Origin of the sequence: Paraburkholderia sp. MM5384-R2, assembly GCF_014201025.1 — a bacterium.
Classification (GTDB): Bacteria; Pseudomonadota; Gammaproteobacteria; order Burkholderiales; family Burkholderiaceae; genus Paraburkholderia; species Paraburkholderia tuberum.
Map to the genome: position 1 here is coordinate 21,012 of NZ_JACHDI010000039.1, position 15,525 is coordinate 36,536.

General features: G+C 60.9%; 15 protein-coding genes, 1 tRNA gene and 1 pseudogene. 8 read left to right on the top strand and 9 right to left on the bottom strand.

The features are described from left to right. Nucleotides 1-215: 215 nt before the first annotated feature. The 7 genes from HDG37_RS35190 to HDG37_RS35220 form a co-directional block, all read right to left on the bottom strand. The gene (locus HDG37_RS35190; protein ID WP_090807650.1) at nt 216-440 is read right to left on the bottom strand and encodes a hypothetical protein; all 225 of its coding nucleotides are present in this window, start codon (nt 438-440) and stop codon (nt 216-218) included. Between the two features lie 115 nt (nt 441-555). After that, the gene (locus tag HDG37_RS35195) at nt 556-978 is read right to left on the bottom strand and encodes a hypothetical protein (protein ID WP_184055717.1); all 423 of its coding nucleotides are present in this window, start codon (nt 976-978) and stop codon (nt 556-558) included. 29 nt (nt 979-1,007) lie between these two features. Continuing rightward, nucleotides 1,008-2,957, bottom strand: coding sequence for a bifunctional diguanylate cyclase/phosphodiesterase (locus tag HDG37_RS35200; RefSeq protein WP_184055719.1), 1,950 nt, complete (start codon nt 2,955-2,957; stop codon nt 1,008-1,010). 331 nt (nt 2,958-3,288) lie between these two features. After that, a complete protein-coding gene (locus HDG37_RS35205) occupies nt 3,289-4,230 on the bottom strand; it encodes an ABC transporter substrate-binding protein (RefSeq protein ID WP_184055721.1) in 942 nt (313 codons plus the stop codon). 117 nt (nt 4,231-4,347) lie between these two features. After that, complete coding sequence (locus tag HDG37_RS35210; RefSeq protein WP_184055723.1) at nt 4,348-5,376, bottom strand: ABC transporter permease; 1,029 nt, start codon at nt 5,374-5,376, stop codon at nt 4,348-4,350. Between the two features lie 13 nt (nt 5,377-5,389). Beyond that, complete coding sequence (locus HDG37_RS35215) at nt 5,390-6,907, bottom strand: sugar ABC transporter ATP-binding protein (protein WP_184055726.1); 1,518 nt, start codon at nt 6,905-6,907, stop codon at nt 5,390-5,392. A gap of 91 nt (nt 6,908-6,998) precedes the next feature. Next, nucleotides 6,999-7,760 (bottom strand): GntR family transcriptional regulator, encoded by a 762-nt coding sequence (locus HDG37_RS35220; RefSeq protein WP_184055728.1) that lies wholly within the window; start codon nt 7,758-7,760, stop codon nt 6,999-7,001. A gap of 191 nt (nt 7,761-7,951) precedes the next feature. Here HDG37_RS35220 and HDG37_RS35225 point away from each other — a divergent pair, with 191 nt between their 5' ends. The 4 genes and pseudogenes from HDG37_RS35225 to HDG37_RS35240 all read left to right on the top strand — a co-directional run bounded on the left by HDG37_RS35225 (nt 7,952) and on the right by HDG37_RS35240 (nt 11,842). Beyond that, nucleotides 7,952-9,247 carry an L-fuconate dehydratase gene (locus tag HDG37_RS35225; protein ID WP_184055730.1) on the top strand — a complete coding sequence of 432 codons (1,296 nt, stop codon included), beginning with the start codon at nt 7,952-7,954 and terminating at the stop codon, nt 9,245-9,247. 15 nt (nt 9,248-9,262) lie between these two features. Next, nucleotides 9,263-9,520, top strand: a pseudogene (locus HDG37_RS35230) (RidA family protein); the annotation flags it as partial. Between the two features lie 27 nt (nt 9,521-9,547). After that, complete coding sequence (locus HDG37_RS35235; RefSeq protein ID WP_184055732.1) at nt 9,548-10,744, top strand: aminotransferase class V-fold PLP-dependent enzyme; 1,197 nt, start codon at nt 9,548-9,550, stop codon at nt 10,742-10,744. 78 nt (nt 10,745-10,822) lie between these two features. Further along, complete coding sequence (locus tag HDG37_RS35240; RefSeq protein WP_184055734.1) at nt 10,823-11,842, top strand: D-cysteine desulfhydrase family protein; 1,020 nt, start codon at nt 10,823-10,825, stop codon at nt 11,840-11,842. Nucleotides 11,843-11,935: 93 nt separating this feature from the next. Here HDG37_RS35240 and HDG37_RS35245 read toward each other — a convergent pair. Beyond that, nucleotides 11,936-12,020: transfer RNA gene (locus HDG37_RS35245), tRNA-Leu, on the bottom strand. 337 nt (nt 12,021-12,357) lie between these two features. Here HDG37_RS35245 and HDG37_RS39825 point away from each other — a divergent pair. The 4 genes from HDG37_RS39825 to HDG37_RS35260 all read left to right on the top strand — a co-directional run bounded on the left by HDG37_RS39825 (nt 12,358) and on the right by HDG37_RS35260 (nt 15,012). Next, complete coding sequence (locus tag HDG37_RS39825) at nt 12,358-12,483, top strand: hypothetical protein (RefSeq protein WP_260335219.1); 126 nt, start codon at nt 12,358-12,360, stop codon at nt 12,481-12,483. A gap of 49 nt (nt 12,484-12,532) precedes the next feature. After that, entirely contained in the window at nt 12,533-13,189 is a 657-nt protein-coding gene (gene yfcF / locus HDG37_RS35250) for a glutathione transferase (RefSeq protein WP_184055736.1), read from the top strand. Between the two features lie 588 nt (nt 13,190-13,777). Beyond that, nucleotides 13,778-14,503, top strand: coding sequence for a cytochrome c oxidase assembly protein (locus HDG37_RS35255; RefSeq protein ID WP_260321208.1), 726 nt, complete (start codon nt 13,778-13,780; stop codon nt 14,501-14,503). Next, nucleotides 14,500-15,012 (top strand): CopD family protein, encoded by a 513-nt coding sequence (locus HDG37_RS35260; protein WP_184055738.1) that lies wholly within the window; start codon nt 14,500-14,502, stop codon nt 15,010-15,012. The genes HDG37_RS35255 and HDG37_RS35260 overlap by 4 nt, the downstream gene beginning before the upstream one ends. Here HDG37_RS35260 and HDG37_RS35265 read toward each other — a convergent pair. Continuing rightward, a complete protein-coding gene (locus HDG37_RS35265; RefSeq protein ID WP_184040085.1) occupies nt 14,976-15,488 on the bottom strand; it encodes a DUF2231 domain-containing protein in 513 nt (170 codons plus the stop codon). The genes HDG37_RS35260 and HDG37_RS35265 overlap by 37 nt on opposite strands. Between the last annotated feature and the right edge of the window lie 37 nt (nt 15,489-15,525).

Sequence of the window (15,525 nt, forward strand, 5' to 3'; positions counted from 1 at the left end):
CAGGTGGAAGAATGCCAGCGCAAAACAACGCCCCGCGGGGCGAGCGCGGACGGAAAGTGACGGACGATCGTAGCCGGACGGCGATGACAGCCCGATGAAACATCGGGCGAATAGCGGAAGGAGGGTTCGATATCGAAAGGTTTATAAAAACAAATTGCCGGTGCAGCGCGTGATTCGATCGCGCGCATGCAACCGGCAATCCGCTTGACGTCCGGTCAGGTCTGGGAGCTTGTATCGTCCGCGGCCTGAGCGTTGTCGGCGTCGTCCTGCTTCTCTTCTTCTTTCTTTTCCACCAGCGATTCCAGCTTTCCAGCGCCTTCGAAACCGGCGATAGCGGCCACGCCTTTGGTCAGCAGACCCGCTTGCGGATCGACTTTCTCCGCGGCTTCAACGGCGGCAACCGCACCGGCAATCTTGCCCACTTCGTCGAGAAGTCCCATGTCACACTCCCACAAAAATAAGTGAAATTGCATCGTCTCACGAACTTCGCGGCATGTCCTCAAATGTTAAATCGCTTGACCATGAAGCTTTCGGACTGAAATTTAAGCGGCTGCCTCACACGCGCGCGGGCGGCTGCGGATTGTTTCCGGGATTCGTGTCGTACCGTGACACGCGAACAATACCATTCGCGTCGATCAGCTTCGACAAGCCGGCCTCGAGGGCATCGGCGACGTCCTTGTCATACACTTCGTCGCCATTCACATGGAGCGTGAACGACTGCAGGTACTTCGCTTTCTTCTCCGGGTTCTCGATGGTTTGCCGTGTCCATTGATAAAGCGGGTAGTTCTCGATGCCCATTCTCTGCGCTTCGCTCACGTAGTCGGCGAATGCATCGAACTGGCATTTGAGCGTTGCGTGATGCGTTTGCAAAATGGCACGTAGCGCTGGATGCGCGGCGCACGAAGGGTCCGCGCGCAGCGAGTTGGCGAGTTCGATCGACGCGGTGATTCGCAGTTGAAATTGCAAGGGAGACGACATCACGACCTCGATCGCATCGGTAACGGATATCAAAAGTCCGCAGGCGCGGCCTTGTCGGCGACACGCGCGTCGAGCACCGCTTCGCACTGCTCGATTTCTTCGTTGCACATAGGCTTGCCGAGCAGATAACCCTGCGCATGCGTGCAACCGCATACGCGCACGAAATTGAGCTGCTCCTGGGTTTCGATGCCCTCGGCCGTGGTCGGCATGCCGATCTCGCGCGCCAGCGCGACGATGCCGCGCACCACGGCCGCCGATTCGCGCCGATGCACGGACTCGCGGACGAACGAACTGTCGATCTTCAGCTTGTCGAACGAGAAGCGCACGAGCGTGGACATCGTCGAAAAGCCGGTGCCGAAGTCGTCGAGCGCCAGCCCGATACCCAATGCGCGCAATCTGGTGATATTGCGGCGAGTCACTTCGTCGTCGTTCAGCAGCGCCGTTTCCGTGACCTCGAGATTGAGCCGCGTCGGCGGCAGCCTCGTTTTCCGAAGTATTGCCGTCACCGTCGATGCCAACGATTCCTCGCGCAATTGCACCGGCGACACGTTGACCGCGACGATCGCCTTGTCGCGCCACGCCGACGCCGCCATGCACGATTGCAGCAGCACCCATTCACCCAATGCGAGGACCAGGCCGGTGCGCTCGGCGGTCGGAATGAACGCGGACGGCGACAACTCGCCGCGCGTCGGATGGGCCCAGCGAATCAGCGCCTCGCGGCCCGCTACCGCGCCGGTATGCAGATCGATGATCGGCTGATACTCCATGCGCAAACCATTGAACGACTTCAGCGCGCCTTCGAGGTCGCTGCGCAGCAGGCTCAGGCTTTCGTCGGATACGTGCTTCTCCGCATCGAAAATCGCGAACGCGCTTTTGCCGCTGCGCTTGACGCCGTACAACGCGCGGTCCGCGCAGACCAGCAATTGCGGACCCGTTTTCGCATGTTCGGGATAAAGCGCGATGCCGACGCTCGCGCCGATATGCACGAGCGCTTCGCTCAACACGAACGGCCGCGCCAGCGTTCTGACGATGCGATCGGCCAGCACGCGCACGTCGCGACGCTGCCCGGCGTCGTCCGAAATCGCGACGAACTCGTCGCCCGCCAGACGGCCAACGTGGTCGCCGCTCGGCAGCAGATCGCGCAAACGGGAGGCCGCTTCCTGCAGAATCTGGTCGCCGGCGGCATGACCGAGACTGTCGTTGATCGCCTTGAAGCCGTCGAGGTCGATCAGCAGCACCGCGAACGCCTCGCCCTGCGGCGTCGAACTCTCGCCGGTGCGTTCGATCAGCAGCTCGTTGATACGCGCGCGATTCGGCAAACCGGTCAGACTATCCTGGCGCGCGAGGCGATGACTGTTTTCCCGCGCGAGCAGCAACGCAACGGTGTCGCGATTACTGCGCAGCGCGACCGTGAAGAAGCCGGCCGCGCAAAACGGAGCCTGAAATAGCAGCACGAGCTTGCCATTGCCCGGCGACATCGCCGCGCCGACACTCAGAAAGCCGAGAATAAAAACGATCTGCAATAACGCGAGCCGCGGCGTGCCCGCATTGCGTCCGGCCAATCCGCCGATCACACCGATCGCGCAAACGTTTCCAAGCAGAAAAAGCGTGGGACTTCCGCTGATATTGCACAGGAATGTGCCAAACCCGAATAACGCGCTCCACAACAGACTCGCGAAAATAAACGCGGAAGTCGGCGTGGGCAGCCCACGGGCTGCCCCCGTGCGGCATAGCCAGATCAGCGTGAGCCGCGCGATCAGCAATGCGACGACCGCAATACCCCACGCGGCATATAGAGGAATCGGATAAAGATAATACGCGGTTGCGCATACGCTGATTTCGCAAATCGACGCGAAAACGATCGATGCGGTTCGCGTGAACAGGTTGGCAAGCAGGATCTGCCGGTTGTCCGGACTCAGGTTCTGGGCCGAGGACACGACCCACCTGGAAAATGGAGACCTTGGTTCGGTAAAAGCCATGACCTGCGCATTCGACGGTGTGTGGGTCCGAATCGGCATGCGAATGGACGGCTCGTGCAGCGACTACATAAACATAAAGTATCAGATTAATGCATGCAATGGCGTGAAATGACCGGCAGCCGTGGATCAAAAGCCCTGCATGAGCGCGAATCCCGACTTGCTCGATGGAGTACGAGCGTTCGGATTGCATGTTGTTGCGGCGCAACGGACCGCTCGATATAGCGCGATTCCGAAGTTGCGGAACGGCAATAAAAAAAGAGGAAGATCGTGGCTCTCCCTCTTTGAGGATTGTCGCAGCCTCGGCTTGCCGAGTCGCGATCGCCGGCCTCGCTTAGTCGTACAGCACGGCTGCGATCTTCGGATCGTTCATGTTGGTCTTGTCGTACCAGTAAAAACCGGTGTCGATCTTCTTCGGCAGCTTCTCGCCGTGCAGCGCCTTGACCGCCGAGTCGACCGTGCATTTGCCGATACCGACCGGATTCTGCGTAATCGCGCCGGCCATCAAGCCCGACATGATGTTCTCCTTCTGCTCCTTGCCGGAGTCGAAGCCGATCAGCACGAGTTTCTTGCCCGATTCCTTGACACCGATCGCCGCGCCTTCCGCGGAACCTTCGTTTGCACCGAAGATACCCTTCAGGTTCGGATTCGCCTGGATCATGGTCTTGGCGATTTCCGCGGACTTCAGGTGATCGCCGGCGCCGTATTGCACGGACACGATCTTGATGTTCGGATGCTTCGACTTGATCTGATTGACGAAACCGTCGCGGCGATCGACACCGGTGCGGCTCGTCTGGTCGTGCACGATCACGCCGACTTCGCCGGAATTGCCGATCAGCGCGGCCATCTTGTCGGCGGCGAGCGCGGCGGCGGCGACGTTGTCCGTCGAGCAGGTCGTCAACGGAATATCGCTGTCGACGCCCGAGTCGAATGCAATCACCGGAATCTTGTCGTTCTGGGCGCGCTTGAGCAAGGGGATGGCCGCCTTACTGTCGAGCGCCGCGATGCCGAGCGCCTGCGGCTTCTTCGCGAGCGCGGCCGACAGCATGTCGATCTGCTTATCGACCATCGCTTCCGTTTCCGGTCCCTCGAACGTCATCCTGACGTGGTTCGCTTTCGCGGACTGCTCGGCGCCCGATTTGACGGCTTGCCAGAACTGATGCTGGAAGCCTTTCGAAATAAGCGCAATATACGGCTCGTCCGCATACGCGAGACTACTTCCGCCGACGAGCGCACCGACACCGACCACGATACCGATCAGTCTTCTCTTCAACATGGGGCCTCCTCCAATGGTTGGGCTATCAAGCCGCTATCGAGCTTTCGAGGGAGCCTTCACGTGCCCTCTCTCTCCTGCTCCTGCGTTCCCTGCTTATTTGCTGCTTCTGCTCCTGCGTCAACTTCTCCGGCTGCGCCGCAGGATGTCCGCATACACCGCCAGAATGATGATCAAACCGGTCACGACGATCTGCCACTCCTGGGCGACCGACATGATGCGCAGTCCGTTGGTCAGCACGCTCATGATGAAAGCGCCGATGATGGTGCCGAGTATCGTTCCCGAACCGCCGCTCAACGACGTGCCGCCGATCACGACCGCCGCGATCGCATCGAGCTCGTAGCCTTGACCGAGCGCCGGCTGCGCCGAATTGAGCCGCGACGCGATCAGCAGACCCGCGATGCCGCAGATCGCGCCGCCCACGCCGTAAATCGCGATCTTCCAGCGATCGACATTGACGCCCGAAAGCCGCACCGCTTCTTCATTGCTGCCGAGTGCGAACGTATAGCGGCCGAGCGCGGTGCGATTGAGCGTAATAGAACTGACGATCGCGAGAAGGAACAGGATCAGTACCGCATTCGGAATCGGCACGCTCGGCAGGAAATAGCCGATCAGCGAGTCCTGGGAAATACGGTAGAAGTTCTCGGTATCGGTGAAATAGATCGGCTTGTCCGCCGACACGACGAGTGAAAGACCTTTGAGCAGCATCATCATGCCGAGCGTCGCGATGAATGGCGGGATCTTCATTTTGGCGGTCAGCGTGCCCGATACCGTGCCGCATACCGCGCCCGTCGCGAGTGCCGCGAGCACGCCCATCCACATCGGCAGATGCCAGTACGTGAGAAACACTCCGCAAATCACGGCGGTAAATGTCATCAACGTACCGACTGACAGATCGATGCCGCCCGTAATGATCACGAACGTGGCGGCAATCGCCAGCACGCCGTTCACAGCTGTCGCCTGAAAAATGCCGAGGATGTTGTCCATCTGCATGAAGGCCGGCGACGCGAAGCTGAAGAACACCAGCAACAGGATGAGGCTCGCGAACGCGAGCATCTTTTGCACGGCGGTCGGCGCAAAAATTCGGGCTTTCAGCCCGGAAGTGCGCTTTTCGTTGTCCAGCGACGCGGTATCCGTTCGCGATGTCATGTCGTAGACCTCTTCAGGCTTGTAGCGTTTTCAGGGTTTCGCGCAGCGTCGCGAGATGCATGATGCGCTCCTGCGTCGCTTCGCTGGCGGACAGCTCGCCGGTAATGCGGCCTTCGCACATCACGACGATGCGGTCGCTCATGCGCAGAACTTCCGGCAACTCGGAGGAGATCATCACGATCGCCTTGCCTTGCGCCGCCAGCGAGCGCAGCAGCTTGTAGATTTCGCTTTTCGCGCCGACGTCGATGCCGCGCGTCGGTTCATCGAAAAACAGTACGTCGCAATCGCGCTCGAGCCATTTCGCGATCACGATCTTCTGTTGATTGCCGCCCGACAGGAGCCGCACCTGCTGCGTCGCCGAAGGCGTGCGAATCGCAAGCAGCTTGATGAAGTGCTGCGCTCTTTTGCGAATCTGCCCGCGGCGCAGAAACATATTGATCGACAGGAACTTGCCGAGATCGGCCATCACGATGTTCGATTCGACATCCATTCCCGTAGCGAGACCGAAGCGCTTGCGATCTTCGGACAGGTAGCCGATGCCGCGCTTGACCGCGTCACTGGGCCTCTTGATCGACGCCTTCACGCCTTTCACGAGTATCTCGCCCGATTCGACCGGATCGGCGCCGAACACCGCGCGCGCGACCTCCGTGCGGCCCGCGCCCATCAAGCCTGCGAAACCGAGTATTTCGCCCTTGCGCAATTCGAAACTGACGTCGCGCACGAGCGGACCCGCGACGAGATTTCTCACTTCGAGCGCGAGTTCGCCTTTCACCGGCGCGCTCTCGACCGGCGTCACGTCGCCCAGCGTGCGTCCGACCATCATGCCGATGATCGTCTCGACGCCGGTGCCCTCGGTCGGCACGGTGGCCACATACTCACCGTCGCGCATCACGGTCACGCGATCGGTGATCTGCTTCAATTCGTCCATCTTGTGCGAGATATAGACCACGCCGACGCCGCGCTCTCTCAATTGACGGATGATCCGGAACAGCTCGGCGATCTCGGCATCGTTGAGCGCGGACGTGGGTTCGTCCATGATCAGCACGCGCGAATCGAAAGACAGTGCTTTCGCGATCTCGACCATCTGCTGACTCGCGACGGTCAACGAGCCGACCATCGTGCGCGGATCGAGTTTCACGTGCATGCGGGCGAGGATCTCGCTTGCCTGTGCATTCAGTTTGTCTTCATCGAGGAACAGACCCAGACCCTTGCGCGGCTCACGGCCGATAAAGATGTTCTGCGCGATGCTCAGATGATTCATCAGTTGCAGTTCCTGATGAATGATGCCGATGCCGACAGCTTGCGCGTCGCGCGGACCTTGAAAATCGACGGGCTTGCCGTCGAAAAGAATTTCGCCGGAATCGCGCGTATAGACGCCGGCGAGAATTTTCATCAGCGTCGACTTGCCCGCGCCGTTCTCGCCCATCAGCGCATGGACCTCGCCGGCCATGAGTTCGAACCGGACGTCATGAAGCGCTCTTACGCCCGGAAAGCTCTTGCAAAGCTTGTTGACGGAAATGAGTGGGTTCATGTGCTGATCTGTCGACGGCTGCCTATATCACCAACGTTGTTACGGTGGAGCTCTTTGCGGCTTGAACAACGGCTTTCATTCCAGCTTTCATTCAAGGCGCGAACAGGTCGGGCCGCTCTTTTGCGGACCGGTGCAATTCGGCGACGACCTGGTCGAGATGATCGTGCATCGCTTTCGCGGCCGCATCGCCGTCGCCGGCGCAAAGGGCCTTGAAGATGCTCTCGTGCTCTTCCAGCGTATGCGTGAGCCGTTCTGGACTCGCGAGCAATTGTCTCGCGCGGTCCAGCGCATTGCGCGACACCGCGACGATCTCCTTCACGCGCGGCAGCTTCACCGCGTCGAGCAGGATTTCATGGAAAGCCAGATCGAGCGCGTGAAACGCCAGACGTTCGCCACTTCCAGCCAGACTGCGCTGCTGATCGAGATTGCTTGCCAATGCGTCGAGCGTCGCCGTGTCGTGCATCAGCGCGACCCCACGCACCGTCTCGACTTCCAGTGCGCTGCGGATGAACAGGTGCTGGCGGATGTCGTCGAGCGCAATCGGTTTGACGCGCGTGCCGCGTTGCGGCAAAACCTCGACGAGACCCGCATGCGCAAGCCTCGCCAACGCGGAGGACACCGGAAAGCGCGACACCCCCATGCGTTCGCACACGGCCATCTTGTCGATCATCATGCCGGGTTCCAACGCCAACGTAACAATCGCTTCTCGCAACGCTGCCTCGACCGCGTCGGTCAAGCTGCCGCGCTCGCCGCCGCCGACTTTTTGCAGTGCGACATACGGGTCACCGGCGGCATTCTCAAGTTCGGTCGAGGAATTCACGAAGGCCTTGATTTCGAGAAGACATGCTAGCATGCTAGAAAGTGAATGCCGTGTTGTCAACGCGTACAAATGCCTGGAAATACCTATGGATGCCTGGTATCTGGCAACTCCGGGCTTACCCGTACGCGCAGCAGGAACGCGCACACAGAGAACGTGCGTACGAAACCGATCCGTCCGCGTCCGCAGACGACAAGCCGATAGCCACAGCCCCGGAGGGTGCGCAGATGACAACGATCACAAGGCTGTCCGTTCGGGACATCCGGTTCCCCACCTCACGTTCGCTGGACGGCTCCGACGCGATGAATGCCGCGCCGGACTACTCCGCCACTTATGTCACGCTCGAAACCGACACGCCGAATCTCACCGGCCACGGCCTCACGTTCACGATTGGCCGCGGCAATGAAATCTGCGTGACCGCCGTGAATGCACTCACGCCGTTGATCGTCGGCAAGAAGCTCGAAGATATCGCCGCGAATATGGGCGCTTTCTGGCGCGCATTTACTTCGGATAGCCAACTGCGCTGGATCGGCCCGGACAAAGGTGCGATTCATCTTGCCACCGCGGCGGTCGTCAACGCGGTGTGGGACCTGTGGGCGAAATCCGTCGGCAAGCCGGTCTGGAAGCTGCTGGTCGACATGAGCCCGGAAGAACTCGTGCGCTGCCTCGACTTTCGCTACGTGACTGATGCAATCACGCCGCACGAAGCACTCGCGATGCTGCATCGTCATGCGAAGACCAAGGGCGAGCGTGAAAAGGAAATGCTCGCGCACGGCTATCCGGCCTATACGACATCGGCGGGCTGGCTCGGTTACGACGACGACAAGATTCGCCGTCTCGCGCGCGAAGGCGTCGCGCAGGGATGGACGCATTTCAAGCAGAAGGTCGGCGGCGATCTGGAGGAAGACGTACGGCGCGCGCGCATTCTGCGCGAAGAGATCGGCGAGAACCGGAAGCTGATGATGGACGCGAACCAGGTGTGGGACGTCGATGAGGCGATCGCGAACATGCGCCGTCTCGCCGAGTTCGACCCGTGGTGGATCGAGGAGCCCACGAGTCCCGACGACGTCCTCGGTCATGCGGCGATTCGCCGGCGGCTCGGTTCGATTGGCGTGGCAACCGGCGAGCATTGCCACAATCGCGTGATGTTCAAGCAACTGCTGCAGGCGCAAGCCATCGACTTCTGCCAGATCGACAGTTGCCGGCTCGGCGGACTCAACGAAGTGATCGTCGTACTGCTGATGGCCGCGAAGTTCGGTGTGCCGGTGTGCCCGCATGCGGGTGGTGTCGGCTTGTGCGAGTACGTGCAGCATATTTCGCTGTTCGACTATATCTGCGTGTCGGCGTCGCTCGAGAATCGCGTGCTCGAATACGTCGATCATTTGCACGAGCATTTCGTGGATCCCGTCGCGATCCGCAACGGGCACTATATGCCGCCGCAAAGGGCCGGGTATAGCATCGAGATGCTCGAAGGGACGCTGGACAGGTACTGGTATCCGGAAGGAGAAGCGTGGCAGGAATGATGCTGGAGGGTACGGGTTGGTGTCGTCGCGCAGATCGTCGCGGCGACGGGCGACCGGCTCGAGCGCGTGGCACGCATCGTGCGCCTGAACGTGTTCATCGCGAGCACGCCGGCATCCAGTGCTCAAAGCACGATTGCCAATGGCGCGTCGGACGTGATCGTGCAGATCTTCGGTGACGCCGGCCGTCACGCGCGCAGCGCGGTGGGTGTTGCGTCGCTGCCGGCAGGGGTCGCCGTCGAAGTCGAAGCGGTTGTCGCCTTGAAGAACGTCTGAATTGAACTCATACACTCGGAGCCGCCAATGTCTTCTCCGCTGTCGCCCGCTGTCATCGACGCAATACGTGCCCGCACACCCGGTGTGCGCAGTACCACGCACTTCAATCATGCGGGCGCGTCGCTGCCGTCGGCCGCCACGCTCGAAGCGATTCACGCGCATCTGTTGCGCGAAGCCTCGATGGGACCCATGGAAGCGGGCGCGGCTGCCCGCGAACAGACCGAACGGGCGCGCACGCTCGCCGCGCGACTGCTGAACGCTCAGCCCGCCGAGATCGCGTTGACGACTGGCAACTCGCCGGGCTGGGGCGCTGCTTTCGCGGCATTGGGTCCGTGGCGCGAGGGGCAACGCATCCTCGTTGCACGGCACGAATGGGGCGGCAATCTCGCGACGATGCGTCTTCTGGCGCAGCGCGCGGGCGCATCGATAGAGACGATTCCTTCCGATGAGAGCGGCAGGGTCGATCCTCGCGCGCTCGAAGCGATGCTCGACGACCGGGTCCGACTGGTTGCGCTGACGTGGCTGCCGGCCAATGGCGGACTGATCAATCCGGCCGCCGCGATTGGGCAGATAGCACGCCGTCACGGCATTCCGTATTTCATCGATGCGGCGCAGGCCGTCGGACAGCTTCCGATCGACGTCGTCGAAGTCGGCTGCGATGTGCTGGCCGGAGCGGGCCGCAAGGCACTGCGTGGACCGCGCGGCACCGGGCTGCTATACGTCCGGCGGGATTTTCTGCCCCGCTTGACGCCGGCTTTCGTCGACACGTATTCCGCGCCGCTCGACGCCAATGGCGACCCTGTACTGCGCGACGATGCCGTGCGTTTCGAATCGTCGGAAGCGTCGCTTGCACTGCATTGCGGATTGGCGAATGCATTGGACGAAGCGCTGGAAATCGGCATCGACAACATCCGCGCGCAGATCGATCGGACCGCGCAGACATTGCGCGAGCGGTTGGCCGCGATGAAGGGCGTGCGGGTGCTCGACCAGGGTGTCGAACGATCCGGTCTGGTGTCGTTCAACGTCACCGGACTCGATGCCATGTCGGTGCGAGGCGCGTTGGCGGCACAGGGCGTCACGATCGGCTCGAATGGCGTCGCGTACACGCCATTCGATATGACTAGCAGAGGGCTGACACAGATCGCGCGCGCATCGGTCAGCTATCTGACCACCGACGCCGAAGTTGATAAATTACTGGCTGGGATTCGGACGTTGACGCATTGAGCACTCGAGTCAAAGAGAACTTTGCGTCAGTCAAATGAATGGAAACGGCTCTTTCAACTCAATCGCGCGCACACGACCATGAACTCCACCTCATCGCACCGCCTCGATTTATCAAAGTTTCCGCGCCATGCCCTTCTCGAAGGCCCGACGCCAATTCAGCACCTTGCGCGTCTGAGCGCTCGCCTCGGCGGGGCGGACATCTACGTCAAAAGAGAAGATCTGACGGGACTAGGTGGCGGCGGCAACAAGTTGCGCAAGCTCGAATTCCTGATTGGCGAAGCGCTCGCGCGCGGCGCGGACACCATCGTTACCGTCGGCGCGCGGCAATCGAACCATGCGCGCCTCACGGCGGCCGCGGCGGCTCGCGTCGGACTTCGATGCGAGCTGGTGCTGACGAGAACCGTGCCACGTTTCGACCGCGACTACATGGAGAACGGCAACGTGCTGCTCGATGCGCTATTCGATGCGCGCGTGCATGATCTTCCCGGCACGGTGAACGCATTGCAATTCGCGGAGGAACGCGCGAACGAGTTGCGAGCGCAGGGCCGTAACGTCTATGTGTGTCCGTTGGGCGGTTCGAGCCCGGTCGGTTGTCTCGGCTACGCGGACTGCGCCGCTGAACTCGTCGTGCAATCGCAAGCGCAAAACGTGGCCTTCGATCGCGTCGTGGTGCCGAATGGAAGCGGCGGCATGCATGCGGGGCTGGTCGCGGGTTTCGTTGCGCTGGGCCTGGATCCGTCGCGTATTGCCGCATTCACGGTGTATGGGAATGCCGGCCACGCGCGCACCGTTACTTTGGATAAGGCGAATCAGACGGTCCGACTGATCGACCCGGGCCTAAGCGTGAGTGATGACGCGATCTCGATCGACGAAGCGCAGCTCGGACCCGGCTATGGCATTCCAACCGATAACATGCGCGCGGCTGTTCGGCTGATGGCATCGACGGAAGGTCTGTTGCTCGATCCCGTGTATAGCGGCAAAGCATTTGCGGGTCTTGTGGAAAACGTGAGCAACGGGAAGTACAGTGCCGGACAGAAAATTCTATTCGTGATGAGCGGCGGGCTTCCGGGGCTATTTGCCTATCGGAACGAGTTCTGAGCGCAGAAGCGGAGACAACGCGATGGTCTGATACGACCGCCGTTGTCTGAAGAAAGCGCGAAGCGCTTGAAGATTCGAATCGACGATTCGAAATGGTGCCCAGGGCGGGATTTGAACCCACACGCCTTTCGGCGCTACCCCCTCAAGATAGTGCGTCTACCAATTTCGCCACCTGGGCAGAGGGGCGCCATTGTATCAGCCTGATTATTTTTTTGAAGCCCCTCGCGTGATTTTGTTCTGCAGTTGCAATACCGGTCGAAAAACCGACGAGGCGTTCACCCCGTATCGCTGCCCGGCGACCGATTCGAGCGCGGCCCGGCGCCTCGCAAGAGCTCGTAAGGTCTGACGCTTGTGGGCCGCTACTCGGGTGAATGCGACAAATGGCGGACCGCTATGCTCGTACGCTGATGCGCTGAAAGAGCGCCCTTCACGCCGAACATATCATGTCACCACGACGCACATCTTCTTCGCGACTTCGGTATCGTCTTTTTCTCGCGTCGCTGCTGACGTCGATAATGTTGCTGCAGGGTTGCGCAACGACGGCGGAGAACCTTGCCGTAGGATTTGGTCTCGGCGCGGTCGGCACCGTGTCGGCGTTAGGCTGCCTGCTCGCCTGCAAGATGGCCAATCCGCACTGGTGAAAGGCTGCACGGCGCGCGACGAGCAGCTAGTATTCGAAGCTCGACATCGATGACTAACGAAAACGGAGCCCCTGTGGCACACCCGCCCTTCCACCTCTACACCGACGCCCAATTCGCTAGCCCCTACGCGATGTCCGTCTTCGTGACGCTTCGCGAGAAGCGCTTGCCGTTCGACCTTTCGACCGTCGATCTCGCGAACAAGGCGAATCACGCCACCGACTATGCGGCCCGCTCATTGACGCGGCGCGTGCCGACCCTGATACACGAAGACTTTGCGTTATCCGAGTCGTCGGCGATCACCGAGTACCTCGAAGAGACTTTCCCGGACACCCCGGTCTATCCTCAAGATAGGCGTCTGCGCGCGCGAGCGCGCCAGCTGCAGGCGTGGCTGCGCAGCGATCTGCTGCCGGTTCGCCAGGAGCGCTCCACCGAAGTCATTTTCTACGGATCGCGCGGCGGCCCGCTTTCCGCCAGCGCACAAGAAGCGGCACAAAAACTCTTCGCCGCCGCCGATGCATTGCTTCCGGCCAATTCGCCCAATCTGTTCGGCGAGTGGTGCATCGCCGATACGGACCTCGCATTGATGCTCAATCGCCTCGTGCTGAATGGCGATCCGGTTCCGCACAAGCTCAAGGAGTACGCCACGCAACAATGGCAGCGCACCAGCGTGCAGCAGTGGGTCCAACTGGAGCGTCCACCGCTATAAAGTCGACCGGCGTGGCTGCCGCCACGCCGAAAAGCCATCGATAGAAGTGACAAAGACCAGCAAAATAGCTGAATACGAAAGTATTAAAAGATGCAGTAAAAGCGAATATTACATTCGCGTTTTATCAGAGCTTCGCTGCTCGGCCACGGCTCGATTCCGCGCCCGCTCCCTTTGCTGCCTCGCGCGTACGATGCTGACAACGATCAGCACGATCGCAAGCAATGTCAATTCGATCATTGCGGGAATTCGGATTGGATCATGAAACATGGCGGGCCTCCGTCACATGATTTCATCATAGTACGCCGAGCAGGTAAGCCTGAAGTATTGCGCCGCACCATTGCAATCTTGCCGTCGCCATTACACCGGCTTTTATCCCGCCGGCAAAAGCCTCGAGTGACAAATTGAAAACATTCTGTCACGCAAAAACTTACAGGATTCAGATAGCCGTCCCTAAAACAGTTTATTTGCGCTAGAGTACGTGAGCGATCAGTTGGATCGTGAGCCGTCCCGACAATTCGAAGGCGTTATCTGTCACGCGTTTGCTTGCGTGTATTAAAGAAGCACCTGGACTCGTTGAAGACATCGCCCATGCCATATTTTCCTGTCGCCTACTGTGGTCCCGCGGCTGTTCCTGAAAGCTTGTGGCTGCGCTGGAATACGGATCCGCCATTGCTCGTCGCGCTCGCGGCGCTCGCATGGTTCGTGGCCAGCAACCGCTCGGCGAATGCGCGGGCGGGATGGGGCGCCGTCGCATTGATGGCCCTCGTGTTCGTGTCGCCGCTCTGCGCGTTGTCCTCGGCATTGTTCTCCGCACGCGTCACCCATCACATCATTCTGATCGCTGCCGTCGCCCCCCTGCTCGCCCTCGCGTTTCCGCTGCCGCGCCTCGCGCATCCGCCGCTCGTGCCGGTGGTCGCCGCTCATGCGGTGATCATCTGGCTGTGGCATGCGCCTGGGCCTTATGCGTGGGGACTCGCGACGGTACCCGGCTACTGGCTGATGCAGATTACTTTGCTTGGCAGTGCATGGCTCATGTGGCGCAGCATCTTCTCGCCGTCGCTGCCGACCGGCCCCGCGCTGATGGCGCTCGTCGCGACGATCGGCCATATGGGATTGCTCGGCGCGTTGATCGTGTTCGCGCCGGTGCCGCTCTACGTCGCGCACTTCGCGACCACCGCCGCGTGGGGGCTCACCCCGCTCGCCGACCAGCAACTCGCCGGACTGTTGATGTGGGTACTGGCGATGATCCCTTATCTCGCGGCAGGACTTTCGCTCGTCTGGTCAAGCCTGCGCGTCAGAGAGCCCGCGCTGTGACGACCCTGCTGAAGTTCATTCATCTGGCCGCGATCGCCGTCTGGTCGGGCGGTTTGATCGTGCTGCCGTATCTGTTCTGGCAGCGCCGCGGGCTCGCGGCGGGCACCGAACTCGACCGGCTGCACCGCATCACGCGTCTCGTGTTCGTGGAGTTGACCTCGCCCGCCGCTTTCGTCGCGATTGCGAGCGGCACCGTGCTGATTTTTCTGCAGGCCACCTTCGTCGAATGGTTCACCGCGAAGATGGTGTTCGTCGCCATCATGGCGATGCTGCATGTACTGGCCGGCCTCGTACTGCACGATCTGTATCTGCCCGACGGCAGGTTCAGCCGTGCCTCGGCGATCGCGCTGACCATCGCTTATCTGATCGTGATCGTCGCGATCATCTGGATCGTGCTGGCCAAGCCTCACATCGACTCGAACCTGCTGGCCCCGCATCTGTTCGAGCCCGGTGGACTTGGCCGCTGGCTGCATCACTCCTTCGGCGAAACGAGAATTCCGACGCCATGATCGAACACGAGCTTGCCCCCATGCCAGCCGGCGAAGCCCGTCATCACCGAGCTGAGCACCGACAGCACGAGCCCATGCGGCAGGATCTCATCGGGGTAATAAAGGCGCACGCCCCAGTTCGCACCCGCGAGCGCGACGAGCGTCATCGCGGCGACCGCATGCGACCAGCTCGCTTCCTTCAGGCGGATACCGCGCACCAGCAGCAGCTCGGCGGTACCGACCACGCTCGCAGCCACCCCGCTCCAGAACGCGAAGCCGGCGGCCCACAAGCCGGCGCGAATCCAGAACGGGTCGCCCGTCCACCAGTAGATTACGTCGACGCCCAACGTCGCGACGACGAACGCGATCGGGAAATGCACCATCATCACGTGAATCGGATGACCGACGAGCGCCACCACCGACCCCTTGTCGAGCCGCAACAGCTCGAGCATCACTTCGCTTCGCGTCTCGTTTCCAGCATTGCCTTTGTTTGCCATGGTGGTGTGCCCTCGCATCGAATGCCTGGTGATGCAA